18 protein-coding genes are annotated in these 17,022 nt (G+C 55.7%); 3 read left to right on the forward strand and 15 right to left on the reverse strand.

The features are described from left to right. Positions 1–364: 364 nt before the first annotated feature. From RGU75_RS23580 to mobF, 3 genes are read left to right on the forward strand one after another with little or no spacing between them, the layout of a single operon-like run. Positions 365–757, forward strand: coding sequence for a conjugal transfer protein TraA (locus RGU75_RS23580; protein ID WP_322240894.1), 393 nt, complete (start codon positions 365–367; stop codon positions 755–757). Positions 758–760: 3 nt separating this feature from the next. Beyond that, positions 761–2,323, forward strand: a complete 1,563-nt coding sequence (locus RGU75_RS23585) for a type IV secretion system DNA-binding domain-containing protein (protein WP_322240896.1) — start codon at positions 761–763, stop codon at positions 2,321–2,323. Continuing rightward, complete coding sequence (gene mobF, locus RGU75_RS23590) at positions 2,320–5,358, forward strand: MobF family relaxase (RefSeq protein ID WP_322240899.1); 3,039 nt, start codon at positions 2,320–2,322, stop codon at positions 5,356–5,358. Before RGU75_RS23585 ends, mobF begins: the two co-directional genes overlap by 4 nt. Positions 5,359–5,397: 39 nt before the next feature. On the opposite strand, the gene RGU75_RS23595 is transcribed toward mobF, so the two are convergent. Genes RGU75_RS23595 through RGU75_RS23665 form a run of 15 tightly spaced genes read right to left on the reverse strand, consistent with a single transcriptional unit; the run spans position 5,398 to position 16,930 of the window. Continuing rightward, positions 5,398–5,673 (reverse strand): hypothetical protein, encoded by a 276-nt coding sequence (locus tag RGU75_RS23595; RefSeq protein WP_322240901.1) that lies wholly within the window; start codon positions 5,671–5,673, stop codon positions 5,398–5,400. A gap of 57 nt (positions 5,674–5,730) precedes the next feature. Further along, positions 5,731–6,285, reverse strand: coding sequence for a phospholipase D family protein (locus tag RGU75_RS23600; RefSeq protein ID WP_322240903.1), 555 nt, complete (start codon positions 6,283–6,285; stop codon positions 5,731–5,733). Positions 6,286–6,294: 9 nt separating this feature from the next. After that, positions 6,295–6,918 (reverse strand): hypothetical protein, encoded by a 624-nt coding sequence (locus tag RGU75_RS23605; RefSeq protein ID WP_322240905.1) that lies wholly within the window; start codon positions 6,916–6,918, stop codon positions 6,295–6,297. After that, a complete protein-coding gene (locus RGU75_RS23610; RefSeq protein ID WP_322240907.1) occupies positions 6,911–7,753 on the reverse strand; it encodes a lytic transglycosylase domain-containing protein in 843 nt (280 codons plus the stop codon). Before RGU75_RS23610 ends, RGU75_RS23605 begins: the two co-directional genes overlap by 8 nt. Next, positions 7,740–8,765, reverse strand: a complete 1,026-nt coding sequence (gene virB11 / locus RGU75_RS23615; RefSeq protein WP_322240909.1) for a P-type DNA transfer ATPase VirB11 — start codon at positions 8,763–8,765, stop codon at positions 7,740–7,742. The genes RGU75_RS23610 and virB11 overlap by 14 nt, the downstream gene beginning before the upstream one ends. A 12-nt stretch (positions 8,766–8,777) precedes the next feature. After that, positions 8,778–10,004, reverse strand: coding sequence for a TrbI/VirB10 family protein (locus RGU75_RS23620; protein ID WP_322240911.1), 1,227 nt, complete (start codon positions 10,002–10,004; stop codon positions 8,778–8,780). Next, positions 10,004–10,780 (reverse strand): P-type conjugative transfer protein VirB9, encoded by a 777-nt coding sequence (gene virB9, locus RGU75_RS23625; RefSeq protein WP_322240913.1) that lies wholly within the window; start codon positions 10,778–10,780, stop codon positions 10,004–10,006. Before virB9 ends, RGU75_RS23620 begins: the two co-directional genes overlap by 1 nt. Positions 10,781–10,807: 27 nt before the next feature. Beyond that, positions 10,808–11,482: a type IV secretion system protein gene (locus RGU75_RS23630; protein ID WP_322240915.1), complete on the reverse strand. Its 675-nt coding sequence runs from the start codon at positions 11,480–11,482 to the stop codon at positions 10,808–10,810. Further along, a complete protein-coding gene (locus RGU75_RS23635; RefSeq protein WP_322240917.1) occupies positions 11,482–12,342 on the reverse strand; it encodes a type IV secretion system protein in 861 nt (286 codons plus the stop codon). Before RGU75_RS23635 ends, RGU75_RS23630 begins: the two co-directional genes overlap by 1 nt. A 3-nt stretch (positions 12,343–12,345) precedes the next feature. Next, entirely contained in the window at positions 12,346–12,702 is a 357-nt protein-coding gene (locus RGU75_RS23640; protein WP_322240919.1) for a hypothetical protein, read from the reverse strand. Then, positions 12,695–12,910 carry a hypothetical protein gene (locus tag RGU75_RS23645; protein ID WP_322240921.1) on the reverse strand — a complete coding sequence of 72 codons (216 nt, stop codon included), beginning with the start codon at positions 12,908–12,910 and terminating at the stop codon, positions 12,695–12,697. Before RGU75_RS23645 ends, RGU75_RS23640 begins: the two co-directional genes overlap by 8 nt. A gap of 34 nt (positions 12,911–12,944) precedes the next feature. Further along, positions 12,945–13,604, reverse strand: a complete 660-nt coding sequence (locus RGU75_RS23650; protein WP_322240923.1) for a type IV secretion system protein — start codon at positions 13,602–13,604, stop codon at positions 12,945–12,947. A 2-nt stretch (positions 13,605–13,606) separates the two neighbouring features. Beyond that, entirely contained in the window at positions 13,607–16,270 is a 2,664-nt protein-coding gene (locus RGU75_RS23655) for a type VI secretion protein (protein ID WP_322240925.1), read from the reverse strand. After that, positions 16,257–16,556 (reverse strand): VirB3 family type IV secretion system protein, encoded by a 300-nt coding sequence (locus RGU75_RS23660; protein ID WP_322240927.1) that lies wholly within the window; start codon positions 16,554–16,556, stop codon positions 16,257–16,259. The genes RGU75_RS23655 and RGU75_RS23660 overlap by 14 nt, the downstream gene beginning before the upstream one ends. Continuing rightward, positions 16,553–16,930: a TrbC/VirB2 family protein gene (locus RGU75_RS23665; protein ID WP_322240929.1), complete on the reverse strand. Its 378-nt coding sequence runs from the start codon at positions 16,928–16,930 to the stop codon at positions 16,553–16,555. Before RGU75_RS23665 ends, RGU75_RS23660 begins: the two co-directional genes overlap by 4 nt. Positions 16,931–17,022 lie beyond the last annotated feature (92 nt).

Consider the following 17,022-nt stretch of genomic DNA (forward strand, 5'->3'; position numbering starts at 1 on the left):
CTATCTGCATTTGTCTACTTTTTGTATCCACTTTGTTTTATGTTTGATGATGCGTTGATTCCTTATTGATTCCCCTATGTTCTCGCTTTAGTCGCTATTTGTCGTTAAATAGTCTCCTGAATGCCTACGGACTGCGTCCTGCGTGATAGGGACGCCCTGACCCCTGGAGATTGTGCTCCTTAACCCGAGCAAAATCTCAATACACAAAACGCACCCCTTCCGGGGGATAAAACACCGTACAATACCATTGCCACATGGAAATATTCGTATATTCGCTTCCGACAAATGTAGGACAAAACTGTCTGGACGCCTTATCCCTGCTCAAATAACCGCATGACAATTGTCATACATCAGAGAGGACCCCATGCGCGACGGAAAAACGGTCTCGATTCGCTACAGTGACGACGAACTCAACCGGCTCGAACAGGCCGCCGCCATCGCCGGTTATGCCAAACTGTCGCCTTATCTGCGTGACAAAACATTGGATAAAATCAGCTTATCCAACAGCGCTCGTGATGGCGTGGAAGCCTGGTCTGAACGACAAGAAGTGACAGGCCGGTTAGCGGACATCGAACGCACGCAACACGCGGCCCATGCCATGCTCACCACGCTGCTGTATCTCGTGCATCGCAAGGCCTCCACCGGCGACATGCAGGACTTACAGGCTGCCGTGGAACACGCCGGCCTCTCTGCCAGCACGCTCGACAAGATCGCGCCGGCGTTGGGTAAATTGATCCAGCAACTACAACCGGAGTAGTCCATGCAGAAATTAGAAGCAGAAAATGCGACGCTGTTGTTGGGTGTGACGCTTCCCGTTGTTGGCTGGATTGCCGGCACGTATGCCGGACACGTACCGCTATCACCGTTTCCGCATGCCATTACCAACGCATTTCATGCCACGCCACGCGATCCTTTTATCCTCGCTGGCCTGGTCGCCGGCCTCGGTTTAGCGGCCAGTGCGGCCTATCTCTTGCGTGCGTATGGCGACGATGGTTATCGCGGCGCACCGTATAGACGCTGGTTACGCGGCTCCCGCATGGCGAACTGGCACAGCGTCAAAGCGAAGGTCAAGGCCGCCAACCGGCAGGAAAACGCCCGGCGCAAGAAGGAGGGCAAAGCCCCCTTGGCCCCGATCATGATCGGCGCGTTACCGATGCCGCTGCATCTGGAAAACCGCAATACGATGATCTGCGCGTCGGTCGGCTCCGGTAAATCGGTCACGATGGAAGGCATGATTGCGTCGGCGATTGGCCGACGCGACAAGATGGCGATTATTGACCCGAATGGGACGTTTTACTCAAAATTCAGCTTCCCAGGCGATATTTTGCTCAACGGCTTTGATGCACGGTCGGTGGGCTGGTCGCTGTTTAATGAAATCAAAGGGGTACACGACTACGACAGTGTGGCGAAAAGTGTCATTCCGCCGCAGATCGACGCCAGTGAAGAACAATGGTGTGCCTACAGCCGCGATGTGCTGGCTGACACGATGCGCAAACTCCATGAAATCGGCAACCCCGATCAGGACACCTTAGTCAATTTGCTGGTGCGCGAAGACGGCGATGTGATTAAAGCCTTTCTGGCGAACACTGATTCACAAGGGTATTTTCGGGAGAACGCGGAAAAGGCCGTCGCCAGCATTCAGTTCATGCTCAACAAGTATGTGCGGCCGTTGCGCTTCATGAGCAAGGGGGACTTTTCGATCCACGAATGGGTGCATAACCCCGACGCCGGGAACCTGTTCATTACCTGGCGCGAAGACATGCGTTCGACCCAGAAGCCGTTGGTGGCAACCTGGATCGACAGCATTTGCCGCACCATCCTCAGCTATGAACCGTTGTCCGCCACCGTGGACACGCGCCTCTGGCTATTCCTGGACGAACTGGAGTCGCTGGGGAAGCTCGAATCGTTTGTCTCAGCCGCGACCAAGGGGCGCAAGCATGGCTTGCGCATCGTCGGCAGTATTCAGGACTGGGCGCAACTGGACGAAAACTACGGGAAAGATGCCACCAAGACCTTGTTGTCCTGCTTTCGTAACTACATCATCTTCGGGGCATCGAATGCGCTCAATGCCGACAAGGCCAGTGAAATCCTGGGTAAGCAGCACGTCGAACGTCTCCAACTCACCACCACCGCCCATGGGGCCAGCCGCAATATCGTTGCCAGCGCACCAGAACCGGTTGTCCTGGATTCCGAAGTCTCCAATCTGAACGACCTGACCGGCTATGTCCTGTTTGCCGAAGACAATCCCATTGCGAAGATCACCGTACCCTATCGCGCCTATCCACAGCGCGCGGTCGGGATCGTGCTCAAAGGCAGCGCATGATCAATCTCACGCCGATCCGGGGCAACAATCAATATGCCGCAGCCCACTATTTTTCTTCTGCCGATGATTATTATGGCAAAGAAAATCCGGGTACCTGGCAGGGGAAGGGCGCGACTGCACTGGGCCTCACTGGCCCGGTAGAACAAGCGCAGCTGTCGCGCCTACTCAACGGCGAACTGCCCAACGGCGAGCACATCCAGACCACCTTTGATCCGGCCGAAAAAATGAAACGCATGGCGCTGGACGTCACGTTTTCTGCGCCCAAATCGGTGTCCATGCAGGCGCTGGTTGGCGGTGACCTGGCTGTGACCCTCGCCCACGACACGGCAGTCAGCCGGGCGGTGGAAGAAGTCGAGAAGCTGGCCGAAGCGCGTAAAAAAATGCAGGGGAAAAGCACCCGTGAGCGCACTGGCAAGTTGGTGGTCGGCAAATTTCGGCATGAGATGAGTCGCGCCAAAGACCCGCAGTTGCACACGCACGCCGTGATATTGAACATGACCCAGCGCGCCGATGGGGCCTGGCGCGCCGTCTCCAATGAAGACATCTTTCGGGTGCATCATCAGATAGAGGCCATCTACAAAGCGGAACTTGCCAAAGAACTGCAGGGTATCGGTTACGCCATCCGCTTAGTCGACGACAAGGGCAATTTCGAGCTGGCGCATATTACCCGTGAACAAATTGAGGGCTTTTCCGGTCGCAGCAAAGTCATTGAGGAAGCGCTCGCCAATCAGGGCAAGACGCGGGCGACGGCAACATCGCTGGAAAAACAAGTGATCTCGCTGGCGACCCGACCGCGCAAAGACGAACGTGACCGCGAGATCGTCAAACAGTATTGGGTAGAAAAAAGTCGTGCACTCCATATTGACTACGGCCCCCGGTCGCGCCTTGACGGTCTCCACTACAACACCGACGACAGTACCAACGCGCCGCCCACCCCCGATAAACAACCAGATAATCCGGACCGCATCGACCCCAGCGGCGAAGTCCATGTTCAAACACTCCCGGACAGCATCACGCCCGCGCAAGCGGTGGTGCACTATGCGATCAACCATCTCACCGAGCGCGAGGCGGTCGTCACAGAAAGTGCGTTGATGACCGCTGCCACACGGCGCGCCGTGGGTCTTGCTGGCTCCGCAGAAATCGAAAACGAAATCAACCGCCTAGTGCGCCAGGGCACACTGATCGAAGCCGTCCCCACGTACCGGATTGCGGACCATAATAGCGGCATGGCGCTGTCGATCGCCGGATGGAAATCGTACCTGCAAGAATTAAAAGAATGGACACCGGCCGAGACCGCCCGCTATGTGCAGTATGCTGTTACGAAAGGATCGCTGGTTCCTGCTGAGAAACGCTATACCACCCAAAAGGCGCTCAAACGGGAGCAGGCGATACTGGCGATTGCGCGCACCGGGCGCGGCGCCGTCTTGCCCATTCTGGCTGCAGCGGACGTGCGCGCCGCGCTGGAAAACACCTCTTTGAATGCCGGCCAGCGCGCAGCCGTCGAAACCATGGTCTGCACGACCAACCGGTTTGTGGGGATTCAGGGCGATGCCGGTACCGGTAAAACCTATACCGTCAATCAGGCGGTTGCCCTGATCCAACAGGCTACCACCATCACGGTAGCGGAGTGTGGCAAGGGTGGGGAAGGCAGCGGCTACCGCACGGTGGCGCTGGCTCCTTACGGGAATCAAGTCAAAGCGCTCAAAAGCGAGGGACTGGAAGCGCACACGCTGGCGAGTTTCCTGCGCACCAAAGACCAACCGATCGACGCCAGGACCGTCATCGTGTTAGATGAAGCGGGGGTCGTCGGGGCACGCCAAATGGAACAACTGATGCGGGTGGTGGAGAAAAGCGGCGCGCGAATGGTCTTGTTAGGAGACACCAAACAAACCGAAGCGATTGAAGCCGGTAAGCCCTTCGCGCAGCTGCAAATGGACGGCATGCAAACAGCGCGGATCAGCGACATTCAACGCCAGAAAAATCCTGAGTTAAAAATCGCCGTCGAACATGCGACCGAAGGGCGCGTGGGCTTATCGCTCAATCATATCAAGCATATTGAAGAGTGTCCCGATGCATCAGAACGGCATCGCGCCATCGTCACCGACTATATCCAGCTGAGTGAGCCGGATCGGCGCGCCACGCTGATTATCGCGGGCACGAACGCGGCACGGCGGGAAATTAACGACCTGGTGCGGCACGCATCCGATCTAGCAGGCAAGGGCCGCCAATTTGAAACGTTGACACGGGTCGATATGACGCAGGCCCAACGCCGCTTTGCCCCCAGCTATGTGCCCGGCGTGGTGATCCAGCCGGACAAAGATTATCCCCAATGTGGTTTAGTGCGCGGCGACATCTATACGGTCAAAGAAGCGCTGCCTGGCAATAAACTGATCGTCCAAAGACCGGACGGCACGATAGCAGAAATCAATCCCCGGAAAACGACCCAGTTAAGCGTCTACCACCTGGAAAAAACGGAACTGTCGGTGGGCGACACCATCCGCATCAATCGCAACAATCCCAGCCTGGATCTGACTAACGGGGACCGCATGCGCGTCACCGGCATTCTTGGTGGCATGGTGCGTCTGGAATCGGTCGAGCAGAAAGACGGACGAGCGGTGCGGTCATTAGAACTCCCTGCCAACAAGCCTTTACACCTGGAGCACGCGTATGCCTCCACCGTGCATAGTGCCCAGGGTCTGACCAATGACAAGGCCCTGATTGCGCTCGACACCACCAGCCGTACCACGTCACTAAATTTGTACTATGTCGCCATCAGTCGTGCCCGACATGAAGCGCGCATTTATACCAATTCTGTCGCGGCCTTGCCGGCGGCAATTGCCCGGCGCTTCGATAAAACGACTGCGCTGGCCGTTCAGCAGGAGCGGGTGGTGCAGCGGCGGGAACAAGGATTACAGCGCATGGGGAGCGCAGATGGAAAGCAAGCGATGCAGGGCAAACATCGGGAAGAAAAACGTCCCACCACGCCTGCGGAGGGGAACGACAGCAAGGGTAAAGAGGGATTGGGACGGGTGTAATAATTACCATTGCCGATAACGTCGCTTCCTTTCGTCACCCTATCGTTTCCGTTGACCGCTATCGGCCTCATCACGGATTTTGGATTGTGCCCAGCGACCAGCGAAGTCGGCACACACAGACACTGCACAAAAAAAGACCATCATTCCAGCCAATGGACCGCCCACCGTTTCAAGGCGCATCCTGCTCACCCCAATATAAAAGGTGATCTCGAAGATCAGCATGATCACAAAGACAGCAAAAAAACCGCGTTTCGCTGCCCGGGACCCTGACTTACAGTAACGCTCCATCCCTTGCAATTGTTTCAATCTAGTCATCGCGGTTTCCTCCAATGTTGATGCTGCGTCCGATGCGCACTGGGTGGGCTGTCGGCCTCAGTAGCTCGCGCGGTAATCGGTGCCTTGTTGCCAGCGACTTTGCCAATGATCGAGGTATTGTTTGGCGATCCCTGGATTGTTCCAGATCACCAGCACATTTTCACTATTACGCTTCGCAGCCGACGCCGTATAGTTAAAGCTGCCTGTCTCCACGTGACGCCCATCGACCACAAAATATTTATCATGGTGGATCGGGTAGGCGCTAATCGTGCGGGTCGGAATACCCGCACCGACCAGCAGATTCAGCGCCTGTCTGGGTGCATTGTTGCGCGCTTCCTGCAGGTTATTTTTATCGTCCACCAAGACAGCAACATCGACGCCGCGCCGTCTGGCATCCATCAGTGCACGTACGACGGGCACGGAGGTAAACGAATACGCTGCCAGCCGAATCGACGTTTTCGCAGATTTTAAGGTCTTGAGCACCAGCGCCTCGCCCCCGCCCTCCGGGGAGAAGGCGACCTCGATGGTTTGCGCAGCAGGGGCGACAACCTCGCGCCCACTCGCGAGTGACACCGCGATCAGGCAAGAACACAGTAATATTATTCGACGCATACCGCTCCTCTACCAGCGAACACGTTGAACTAATTTGTGTTGATTGAATACATCGATGGCGCGGGGAGACTGCGCTGGTTGCCACAGGACCTGGTGAAACACCGTGACCAGATAGCCATCCTCTGCACCGCCGACCGGATAGGAACCCACGCTCTCGCCGACACAGGCGCGCGGTCCGACCATGCCCGTCTCGGTGGTCCGCGCAGACTGCTGCGGGCTGCCCACGATGTCGAACACGGTGCTTTGAAAGTGTGACGAGGAAGCGGCTGTCCGAGGAACGCCCTGAACCACCACGGCCTGATTCTCAGCGACCTGCAAGGGAGCGGGGCAGGGGTCATACGGATCACTGACCGGCTCCGCATAGTTACCCCCTTTATTCGTCTGATTGGCCTCGTCACATTGTGGAAAAGGCCGGCCCTCATGCAAGTCCCGATACAGCCGGTCAACCGGTGGCCGACATGCGGCGACGGCTTTGGGTCCCTGGGGATTGCTCAAACAGAGTAATACCGTGCAACCATATTCGCTAGCACCGACCGGGACCATTGCGCCGATCACCCCGGTCATCAGCACCGCCCACCCTATTTTTCTCTTCATCGATTGCTCTCTTTTTGACGGATTAAAACGCTCATTCATTGATCACCACAAACGCATCGTCCTGCCGGGTGGCGACGGCCTCCTGCTGCAACGGCGCTACAGGCGGTGCGAGGGGGCGGTAGTCGGTCAATGGAGCGACCACCGGCACACCCTCACCGAAACTAACCCAGTCGCCCGCGGGAGCGCGGGTCTTTGCTGTGGGGGAGGCTGCACGATGCGTCACCGCAGACACGATGACCGCCGCATCACCGCTGTGTGGTGCGACCGCAGGCACTATCGGACCCGGAGCTGCGCCCAGCGCATTGGTCACCACTTTTTGTACGTAACTCGGTTCACCCGGATGATCCGGTTTAAATCCACGCGTAAAATTGCCACTGTAATAACAGGAGAATGCAGCCCGCAGCGCCTGCTGCTCATCCTTGAGTTTCACTGTGGCACGGACAAAGCAGTCCTTGAGGATCGCCGCACCGGCCCTGATATTGCGGCACGGATCAAAGATGGTTTCGTAGGTTTCGCCATAGCGGGCCAGGTTGTACCGATTGACTTGCGTCAGCCCCAAGGAAAAATTGTAGCCGGCCTTGTCCAATGCCCTGGCGGTTGCTATAGCTTCCTGCTGCGTGCGCGGCGCGCGCACGGTCCCATTGACTACCCCAATGGCATATGGATGAAACGTCGACTCGGTGGTGACCAGCCCTTTGAAGGTTTGCGGGTGGATGGCCGGTGCACACTGGGCCACCAGCGTTTCAAACGGCGTGAGTGGCTCTGCCGTGGCACCTACAGCGGGTATAACGGGTATCGAAGGTGGGGCAGCAAGACTGATCGGCAGCGCACCGGCGATGCCGATCGTGACCAGCAGGCGTTTAATGGCCGTCATACAGAATCTCCGAGATATACCGCCGTCCCGAGCGTTTATCGTAAGTAAACTGCACGACGACCTGGATCAGCGATTTGGCATACGCGACCACGTGCGACTGTTGCAGCGGTATTCCGGCCCGTAACACCATCATCGATAGCCGCTCGTACATCATGGCCGGGCTGTTCGCGTGGATCGTCGTGATCGACCCACCGGCCCCGGTATTGAGCATTTCCAGATACGAATAGGCTTCTGCGCCCCGTAACTCGCCCATGATGATGCGGTCGGGCGTCAGCCGCAGCGAAGCCTCAAGTAAATCAATGGCCGAGATCTTCGATTCGCCCTGGCCGCCACGGGAGTACAGCAAATGCAGACAATTCGGTTGTGCGGGGGTGATCTCGCGCGCATCTTCTATCGTCACAATGCGCTCATGGTCCGGCACCGTTTTTAATAAGGCATTTAAGAACGTGGTCTTACCGGTATTGGTGCCGGCCGAAATCATGATGTTTTTGTGCGCTAAGACCGCGCCACGCATAAAGCCGTCCCAGTCGCGGGCTTTGCAGAGCGCCAGTAAATGATCGTTCGAATACTCAGTGCTGCCTCCTGGGGCGTTGACGTGATCAAACGCGCCCTGTTGCTGGTAGTCATCCAGCGTGAAATCGCGCAACGACGGCTTACGGATACAGACCGCAATCGATTTTTCTTCGACGGCAGGGGCGCGCACCACCTGGACCCGGTAGCCGCCGCGTTCGGTGTCATCGATCCCCTCAGTCAGATCAATGGGCATCGTGGCCGACAATAACGGGCGCTCGCGGTCCGACTCCTGATGGGTGAAGGAGGCGGTCACATCGGCTAACGACTCCAGCAGCGCCAGGGATAAGTCCGGCATGGCAACGCGCGTCATATAACCGTGACCTTGTCGTCCGACAAACATTTCATAGGGCTTGTTGACGGCCAGCTCGGTGACCGTCGGATCATCCAGAAACGGCTGCATCGAGGCCAGTTTCGAGCGAAACGAGGCGATTTGGGACATAGGATACTTTCCTCAATCGATCAGCACGGCACCGTCTTGCTGCCGGGCGGCGTCCTGTTGCTTTTTGTAGATCTCCGAAAAGTCCAGATCGCGGTTCACAAAAATGCGGATGCGTGAGCCGGCCGGCGTCGTGATCGTGGGCGGAATATTAATAATCGGTGCCAGGATCGACTGCGAGGTCTGGGCGGCCGCCTGCTGAACCGATTGCCGGTATTGCGCCGAAGAATTGTTCTGATCGCTGGAACTGACCCCGGTATTGACGGCCCCGGCCCCGATGATCGACAGCAGTGCCGAGGTGCCAAAAATTTCCGCAAAATGGGCGTCCACGATCCCGCCCATGCCCGCCGTCCCAAGCTGGTCGGAGCCGATACTGTCTAACGCGACTTCGGTGATCGATCCATCCGGGTTCGCCGTGCGCAGCGTGTTCCACATGGTAAACAGCCGGCTTTGCCCCTTGCGTACTTCAGCGCTGTAGACACCACACAGGCGTGACCCCCACGGAATCAGTTTTAAGCGCCCGCGTTCGGCATATACGTCGCGCTGGATCAGTGCGCAGATTGTGCCCGGTAAATCCGAAATCGCCCGCGGGATCGTCACGCCTTCAATGACCTTGCCCTGCAGAATTTTATACTCCAGGTTGGTCACATTGGACGCCTGACTCAGTACCACGCCGTTGCCCGAGACGGCCCGCGCAAAGCGGGAATTCGGGTCTTGTGCACCGCGTTCGGTACCCGCCTCACTGGTCCCACCGAGCGTGCCCATCAGGGCAGCGGGGGTGGCATTCTGCGCGGCACCTTGCGCAGGTCCCGTGGAAGGCGCGCCCGTGCCACCGGGTTCGATCGCCGACTTCCTGCGGGCGTCGAGTAACAACCGGGCTTTTTCTTGTTGCTGCAGCGCCAGTTGCGCGCGTTGGGCGACTAAAGGATCTACCGCCGGCGTGGCGGGCGTGGCCGTTTTGACCGGTGGCACCACCGCAGCTGGCTGGTCATCGTTCAACACAGGCACGGTTTTACGCGGTGCCACGGTTAGCTGGGACTCCGCTGTTGTCGTGTCGCTCTTGGCCGCGCCACCTTTGACCCAAAACACCACCCCGAGCGCGGCGGCAGCGACTACCGCGATCGCAACGCCATTAAATTTCTTCTTGCGACTGGCCGCCACCAGCGACGCACTGGTGGTGGTTTCCCAGTCGTGCAGTACCTGGTCGCGGGTGGCATCCGGCGGGGGCGTCAACGTTGCCATCAATGCCCCCGCGCCGTCATTGCCACGGTCTCTTTTTTACTACCGGTGTTTTCCACGCAGAGGTGGGCGTCGCCATTGCGTAACGTGAATAAATGACCGATGCGCTCGACCACCATATACGCGCCTTCGCGGCGCGTATTGACCACCGATTCGGTGCCATCGCTGCCCACAATATAAAACGCCGGAATCTCACTGTTTTTGTCAAACTGGAAATAGGTAAATTCGCCATCATCAAACGCGCGCTGCAGTGGAATGGCCTGCTTGTCACCGGACGCCGCATAGTGCAGATTCAATGTGGCCGGGTCGAACCCTTTGCCGCTGCGCTCGTTTCCGCTATTTGGCATGCCGGAAGCAGCGTTCAGCATGCTGGCATTCGGGTAGATAAAACGCACCAGAAAGGTCATGTCACGCTGTCTGGCGGTGCTGTTGAGTTTAAAAAAGTAAGTGCGCTTGTTGGTGATGATGGTCATGTTAGTCGCCGCATTCGGCTCCACCGGCTTCACGAACAAGCGGCTGCCATTGATCACCGTTTGCCACGCAATCGAATCGCCCAACGTGCGCACCTTGATCTGCTCATCGGGTGCAAATTCAATCGTGGTCTGATAGCCATAGGTGCCCATTAGCTCGTAGACCTGATTGGGGTCATAGGCCACCTGCTTGATGCGCTGGTCCGTCAGTAACGGGCGCGGCAGTTTGGCGGCATAGACCGGCACAGCGCACAAAGTTGTTAACAAAGACACTATGGCGACGACAAGGGCGAACGGCGTGGGTTTCATCGGCTTTTCTCTTTCCTGTGGAGCAGGCTACTGATTGCTCAATTTTTGGTTTTTACTGTACGACGTGGCGGCAAAGCCGAGCGGATTTTCCCAGCGGTCACCCAGTGCTAACGGCTGAAACGTGAAGGTATTGCGCACCAGGGCGGTAAAATAATCGATTCGGCGCTCGCCACCCGGCCGCTCAGTGATACTTTGGAATTCGACCTGATAGGCATTTTTGCCAAGCGAATTGATGGCGGTGATTTTGGGATAGCGGCGTGCCCCTTTGCCGATCACGTAATACGGATTGTCCGGATTTTCTGCAGCGGTCTCCTGGTCGTATTGCCGTGCCACCGCATCGGTCGCGTGTAAACGGCATAAATCCGCATTACGTTGCCGCCAGTCAGGATCGAACGTATTGCACGCGGTAATGAAATCATTGACCTGACTTTCGACAAAGCTGTCCAGGCCGGAAATGGTGTCCGCGTTGACCACTTGCTGTTTGACCACATGACCGTTGGCATCCATGACGGCGATCACCGGAATGACGGTATGGATCTTCGAGAGTACCGTCACCGAGGAAGACAGCCCAGCCACTGCGATCAGCAACAACACAATAAAAAGATAAGCGCGGTTGCGCTCCTGCTTAATTTTATTTGCCCCGCCCAGCTGGACCTGCTGCGTCGTCGTCGGGTCGGTATCAAAGGTATGTTTGCCGGCCATTACTTGCCTCCTTTGATAGTTCTCACCGCCATCATCAACAACGATGCACCCTGCACAGAAGCCCCACCAGCAAGGCCCGCAGCCCAGCCTTTGACTTGCAGCATAAAAATAATCAAGACAAGCTCCAGCACATAGAGCGTATTGATTTGCTCAGCGCTGATAAATTTAGCTTCCGTAGCGGACGATGCGTTTTGCACTTCCTGGAAAAAGTCACCAAATGCCACAAAGCCAAATTTGACAATCGCAATGACTAAAATGTAAATCAGCGCGAAATTCAGCATTTTGCTGACCCAGTTCATGAACCACTGCCGTGTTTCCGAAAACATGGCGAAGCCAATAAACAGCGGCAGGAGAACCATCGTCAATGCCAAACCAAATTTAGCAATGGTCATGTAGAAAAGGGCAATAACAAATAACAATGTATTAAGCACTAACACCAGCATGCCATCCAGGATAGTGCCGACTGATTGCCAGCCTGAATTCCTAAGAGTCTTAGAAATCTCATTAGCGTTAACATAAAGCGCATCCAGCATGCTGGTACTAGACTTCCCCGCCATAATGGTTCCTGCTGCCGAGTCCATAAAAGAGACGAATACGTTATAAATGACTGACGCAAATCCACCCCAACTCAATGTGCCAAAAACTGCACAGGTCATGATGGTTTTCGCTAACAACTCACGTGCCTGAAAGGGAGCATGTCCTGCGTACACCTTGTACCCCAGCAACACCCAATACAACACAGCGGCGGAATACAGTGCCGGAGAAATAGCGTTCGCCAGTGCAGGATAAATTTGCGTTAAAAATGAATTGGTGTAAGCATCTGACGCGCCAATCATTCCCTGAAGATTAATGGTTGCCATTATTTACTTTCCCGTTTTTTTCCAATGATCAGCAACCGCAGGGTCAAGAATGTCCCCCTCTGTCAAGCGCACACCGGTACTTTCTTCCACTCGCTTCGTAACCGCTACCACACACACTTTTCTGCTATGCGTTTCTTTTTTTGTAATGAAAATATCAGCCTGACAATAATTAGGAAACCACGAGTAAAATTGCACGGAGGTTGCTGTCAATAACGGATTCCCCGATTTTTGCTCTGGCTGAACAATTACTTGCGGGGGCATCCCTGGCGTATTAGCTGGTGACGATGGAAATACGTAGTAAACAAGACCACCAACTGAAACGACTATCGCAAACGCGGTAACAAGCATCCATTTAGGCATGATTTTTCCCTACATCAGGAGTGCTATTGAGAGGCTGAAAATCGCAGGCGCACGGCGACATATCCAGCTTGGCCGAGTTAACAGCACACCCGCCGATTACCGCACCAATAAACAAAATAGCCAATACTTTCCAGCATTTCATAAATATCCAGAATGGTATCCAGACAGGGGCAAAAACAATTTTCAACAACAATAAAAAGAATTTCATAAGCCGTTCCTCTTCATAAATTTGACGACTGCGGTTACGGGGCGACACGTTTGTAGCGTTGCTGATCGTTCGCCGTCGCCTGATTTTGCTGGTTCAGCATGTTCGCCTGCAGATTCATATTCATCACGTTGAGCTTGGCCATCGCGGTTTGCAGCATGCCGTTTTCGGTCGCAATACGATTTTGCAGGTCAGCGGCATCTTTGGTATTGGCGGTGCTGTCGACTTGCCCGGCCATCGTCGATAAATTGTTCAGGTTGGTCTGCACCTGCGCATACAGCATGTCACCCCCGGTCATCGCCGCCCGTACCGAATCGGTACTCAGCTTGTAACTGGTGGCTCCCTGGCCCCGGGGATCCTGAAACAGCTCTTGCGGCATCGTCTTTAATAATTTTTCATAGCCGTTTTGACTGGCACCAAACGCCCCGCTATTTTGCTGCGAGACCACCTCCTGCCATGAGCCGGGGACCACCGACGAGGAGCGAATGGTGTCATTCAATCCGATGGCTCCCCGCTGGTACGACCCGGTCACGGCGGCATATTGATTTTTCATCGTTTCGTACTGTTGCTGCATTTGATTGAGCTGGTTCAACAATTGCGCCTGGGTGAGGATGTCGGTGGTTGGAATCTGGGCGATTGCGGGAGTCGCTGCAGAAAGGAACCACCCCATGGCAATGAGTAATAAAAATTTTTTCATGATCAGGTTCCTTTGGGGGTTAAGTTGTGGGTGTTTTCTGCCAGTGAGCGTTGCATGAACACCGGCACCCACTGTTCGGGCGCGCTGCTGCCCAGTTCGGCAATAATGGTGTCCATCAGTGCGACGCCCTTGTCGTTCGACGACAGCACCGGGATGAATTCTGGCAACTCCGACAGATCAAACACCGCTTTAATCGATTCATTGCCGCGCCGAATCAGGAATTTGCGGGCTTCCGGCGGTGTTTCCCGGATAAACGTGAATTCGGCTTCTGTCAGGCCCAGCTGACCCACGTAATCGGCGTGACTGGCTTCGCCATTTGGCAGGTAAATCTTGGTGGCGGTCTGCTTCTGGATCGAATCGGTTTCACAAAACAGGTACTTGGCGTCCGGCGTCACAAAAATCAGCAGTCCGTTCTTGCGCCGGATCTGCATGATGTAGGCATCGATTTTTTCACGCCAGTACGCGTGCTTGACCAGATTTTGGCCTTCTTCCAGCACCAGGATGAACGGTTGTCCGTTCATCGCCTGCTCGATGCGGTGAAATGGATAACTCAGCATCACCGGCAGCTCGGGCCGCGCGTCCGTCCCTTTGATCAGTTGCTGCATCTCAAAACAGTAGTGGCGGCAAGTACCCAGATCAATGCCATCATTCGGGTTATCAAACACGCCCCAGTTCGCGCCCGGCACTCCCTGTGCACCATGCCAGATTGCCATCGCGTCGGAGAGACTGCCCTGACCAAAGCACCAGGCCACATTGCGCAAGCGCCGGTCGGCCTCTGGTAACGTGTAATTTTCTTCCACGGCCTTGTGAAAGCGCCGCATGTCGTCGGGCGCAATCAGCCCGCCGTAACAGGTACGCATCAGCGACAACAGTTCAATCAAATAGGCCCGGTTCTCAGGCGTATCGGGCAGCTTGAACGGATTCCAGCCGCTGTTGCCCATCACCGACAAGGTTGTATGCTGGCCGCCCATGGCCGCCATAAACACCTTGGCCCCGTGCCGGTTATCGAACCAGAACACACGGGGTGCGGCCTTGTCGGCCATCGTAATCAACGCTGACAGGATCGTGGTCTTTCCGGCCCCGGTGTCGGCACTGACCGCCGTATGGCCGGCCACCATGCCTTCCATCTCGCGATGAAAGTTAAAATGATAGGCGGTGCCACTTTCGGTCTCGAACGGCATGATCGCCGGACCCCATAAATTACCTTCCATCTTGCCCATAGAAAAGTTATGCAACGACGCGAACCCGGCGAAATTGCGTGACTTGATCTTGCCGCGCCGCCCGATGAATTTCTGCGGTTGCCCCGGCAATTGCGACCAGAAAAAGGTTTCCATTCCGAACCATTCGCGCACCGCTTTCACACCCAGGCCGACAAAGGCTTTTTTGAGGTGGCCGACCGCGGCATCCAGGTCACTAATGGTCTGTTGTTTGTTGTCTATCGTGCCCGGTAGATGGACCGGTACATGCACCAGCATCGTCAGATGATGCAAGCCATTGACAGAGCGGCCCCGGCTGAGATCCTGCAAGCCCTGCTTAATGTCCGCTGTGTCTTCCTCGGCCACGCCCTCGCGGTCATTGACCTCGATGCGGCGCTTTTCCAGTTTCATGTCGGCTTCGGCGTGAATCCGGTCGGTAAAAAAGAACGATTGGGTAATAATGAATTCAACGGGTAACTTTAAGAACGCGTCCAGCATGTGCGAAGGGGTGCGGGTCGGCCACTCAGCCATGCTGAGGACCGCTGCCGCCCGGTGCTGGACTAACCCCTGCGTTTCCATTGTGTTGCTGACTGCCTTGAAATGCAGGCGCGACATCGCCAACGTCTGGTCCAGTGCCAATGCGGTCACCGGCACGCGTTCCTCTTCCAGATTGATCAGGTAATGAAAAAAGCCGCCGAGTTCGGTAAATGCTTCACCCAGATAATCGAGCAAGTCACTGGCTGCATAGGTAGCGCACTTGCCATACGTCGTCTGAAAGAGCGCCCAGTCCAGCTTGAAGCGCGTCACAGCGCTGTTGGCCTCCACGCTGGTGACCGTCTCAGACGTCAGTATCGGCAAGCGCTGGATCGACAGACGCCGCGCGCCATAAGCGGACAACGACTGCAGCAGCTGCTGCGACGCCTCATAGACATCCTTGGCCTGTTCTTCGTAGGACTCCAGATCTTTCTGGGTGACTTTGTTGCCAGAGAAGACATTGACGACGCGATCAATCAGACCCGGTGCCCCTTGTCGGAAGCGGTTGCGCACAATCGAGATGTAAATCTCGTTGATGTAAAAATGGCGTTTGTCATAGCGTGCCCGCCACGCGGCATTGAATTGACGAGAAAACCACGTGTGTCCCTCGCCGCCCGGATAACTATTCTGCTGGCGCCGCACCAGATGCACATAGATGCCCCGGTCGCTATTGGCAATCGAGCGTAGGATGGTATTGCGCTGGTTCTCGAACTGTTTGATTTGCTGCGCTGAGAGCGATTCGTAATACAGGCCATCGAGTTTAATGACCTGCACCAACCCATCATCTTTGGTAATCACGGTATGGTCGTCGTAGTGCACCGTGTACGGAATCATGTCGCTGAGCGCCATGTCATCGGCGTACTGCCGAGCGCCCTTCGGTAACGGCGTTGTCAGCGCCATATCGAATTGCTGCTTCAAGGTGTCAGCGAGGCGCATAGCTCCGGCACCCCCAGTGGCGTTTGTTGACGCAGGCTTTTACGTGGCTATAAGCCCCGACAATGCCGAACAGATAGACATCTTTTAGGCACACCAAGTAGGAGATAAAAAGAAAAACGGGGATCAGACCAAAGAAGAAAATTGACCGCGTGACCATCGCCCCCATGCCGGGGATAAACACGCTGATCCCAATACTGGTGAGCGTCAGTCCCCCTAACATGGAAGGGCGGGTCATCGCGATCACCAGCGTTTCCCCTTCATCATGAGCGTGCACGTCAACCATCATGCAATGCTACCGGCGCGGCTTTTGAGATCGCCGACGATCGATGGGGCAAAGAACACCAGACCAATTCCAAGACCCCAGCCCCCAAGCTGCATCAGGTCGATGCGGCCGGTCTTCCAGCGATAGCCCTGAATCGCCAGCGTGATAATACCGATGTAGTAGCCCCACTCAAAAATCAGCAGGTTGGTAATGCTTTTGAGGAAATCGGTGATGCCACCAAACGGACTGCCGCCCGCTGATTGGGCATGGGCAAATTCAGGTAAGAAAATGAAGCCCATTATCAGCACATTGACGGTAATGCTGAGAATGACATCTAACTTATCCGCTTTTTTTATCAGAATGACTGTTGGAGCAAGTAAAGATTTGTTGCTATGCATAGCGGTCCTTTATTAAAAATAATCACGAACGGGTTGATATCAGCGCGACTCTGAAGTTGTCACTCAGTCGCGTTAATTTCCAGTCCCCGACT

Source organism: Glaciimonas sp. CA11.2, from assembly GCF_034314045.1.
Lineage (GTDB): Bacteria > Pseudomonadota > Gammaproteobacteria > Burkholderiales > Burkholderiaceae_D > Glaciimonas.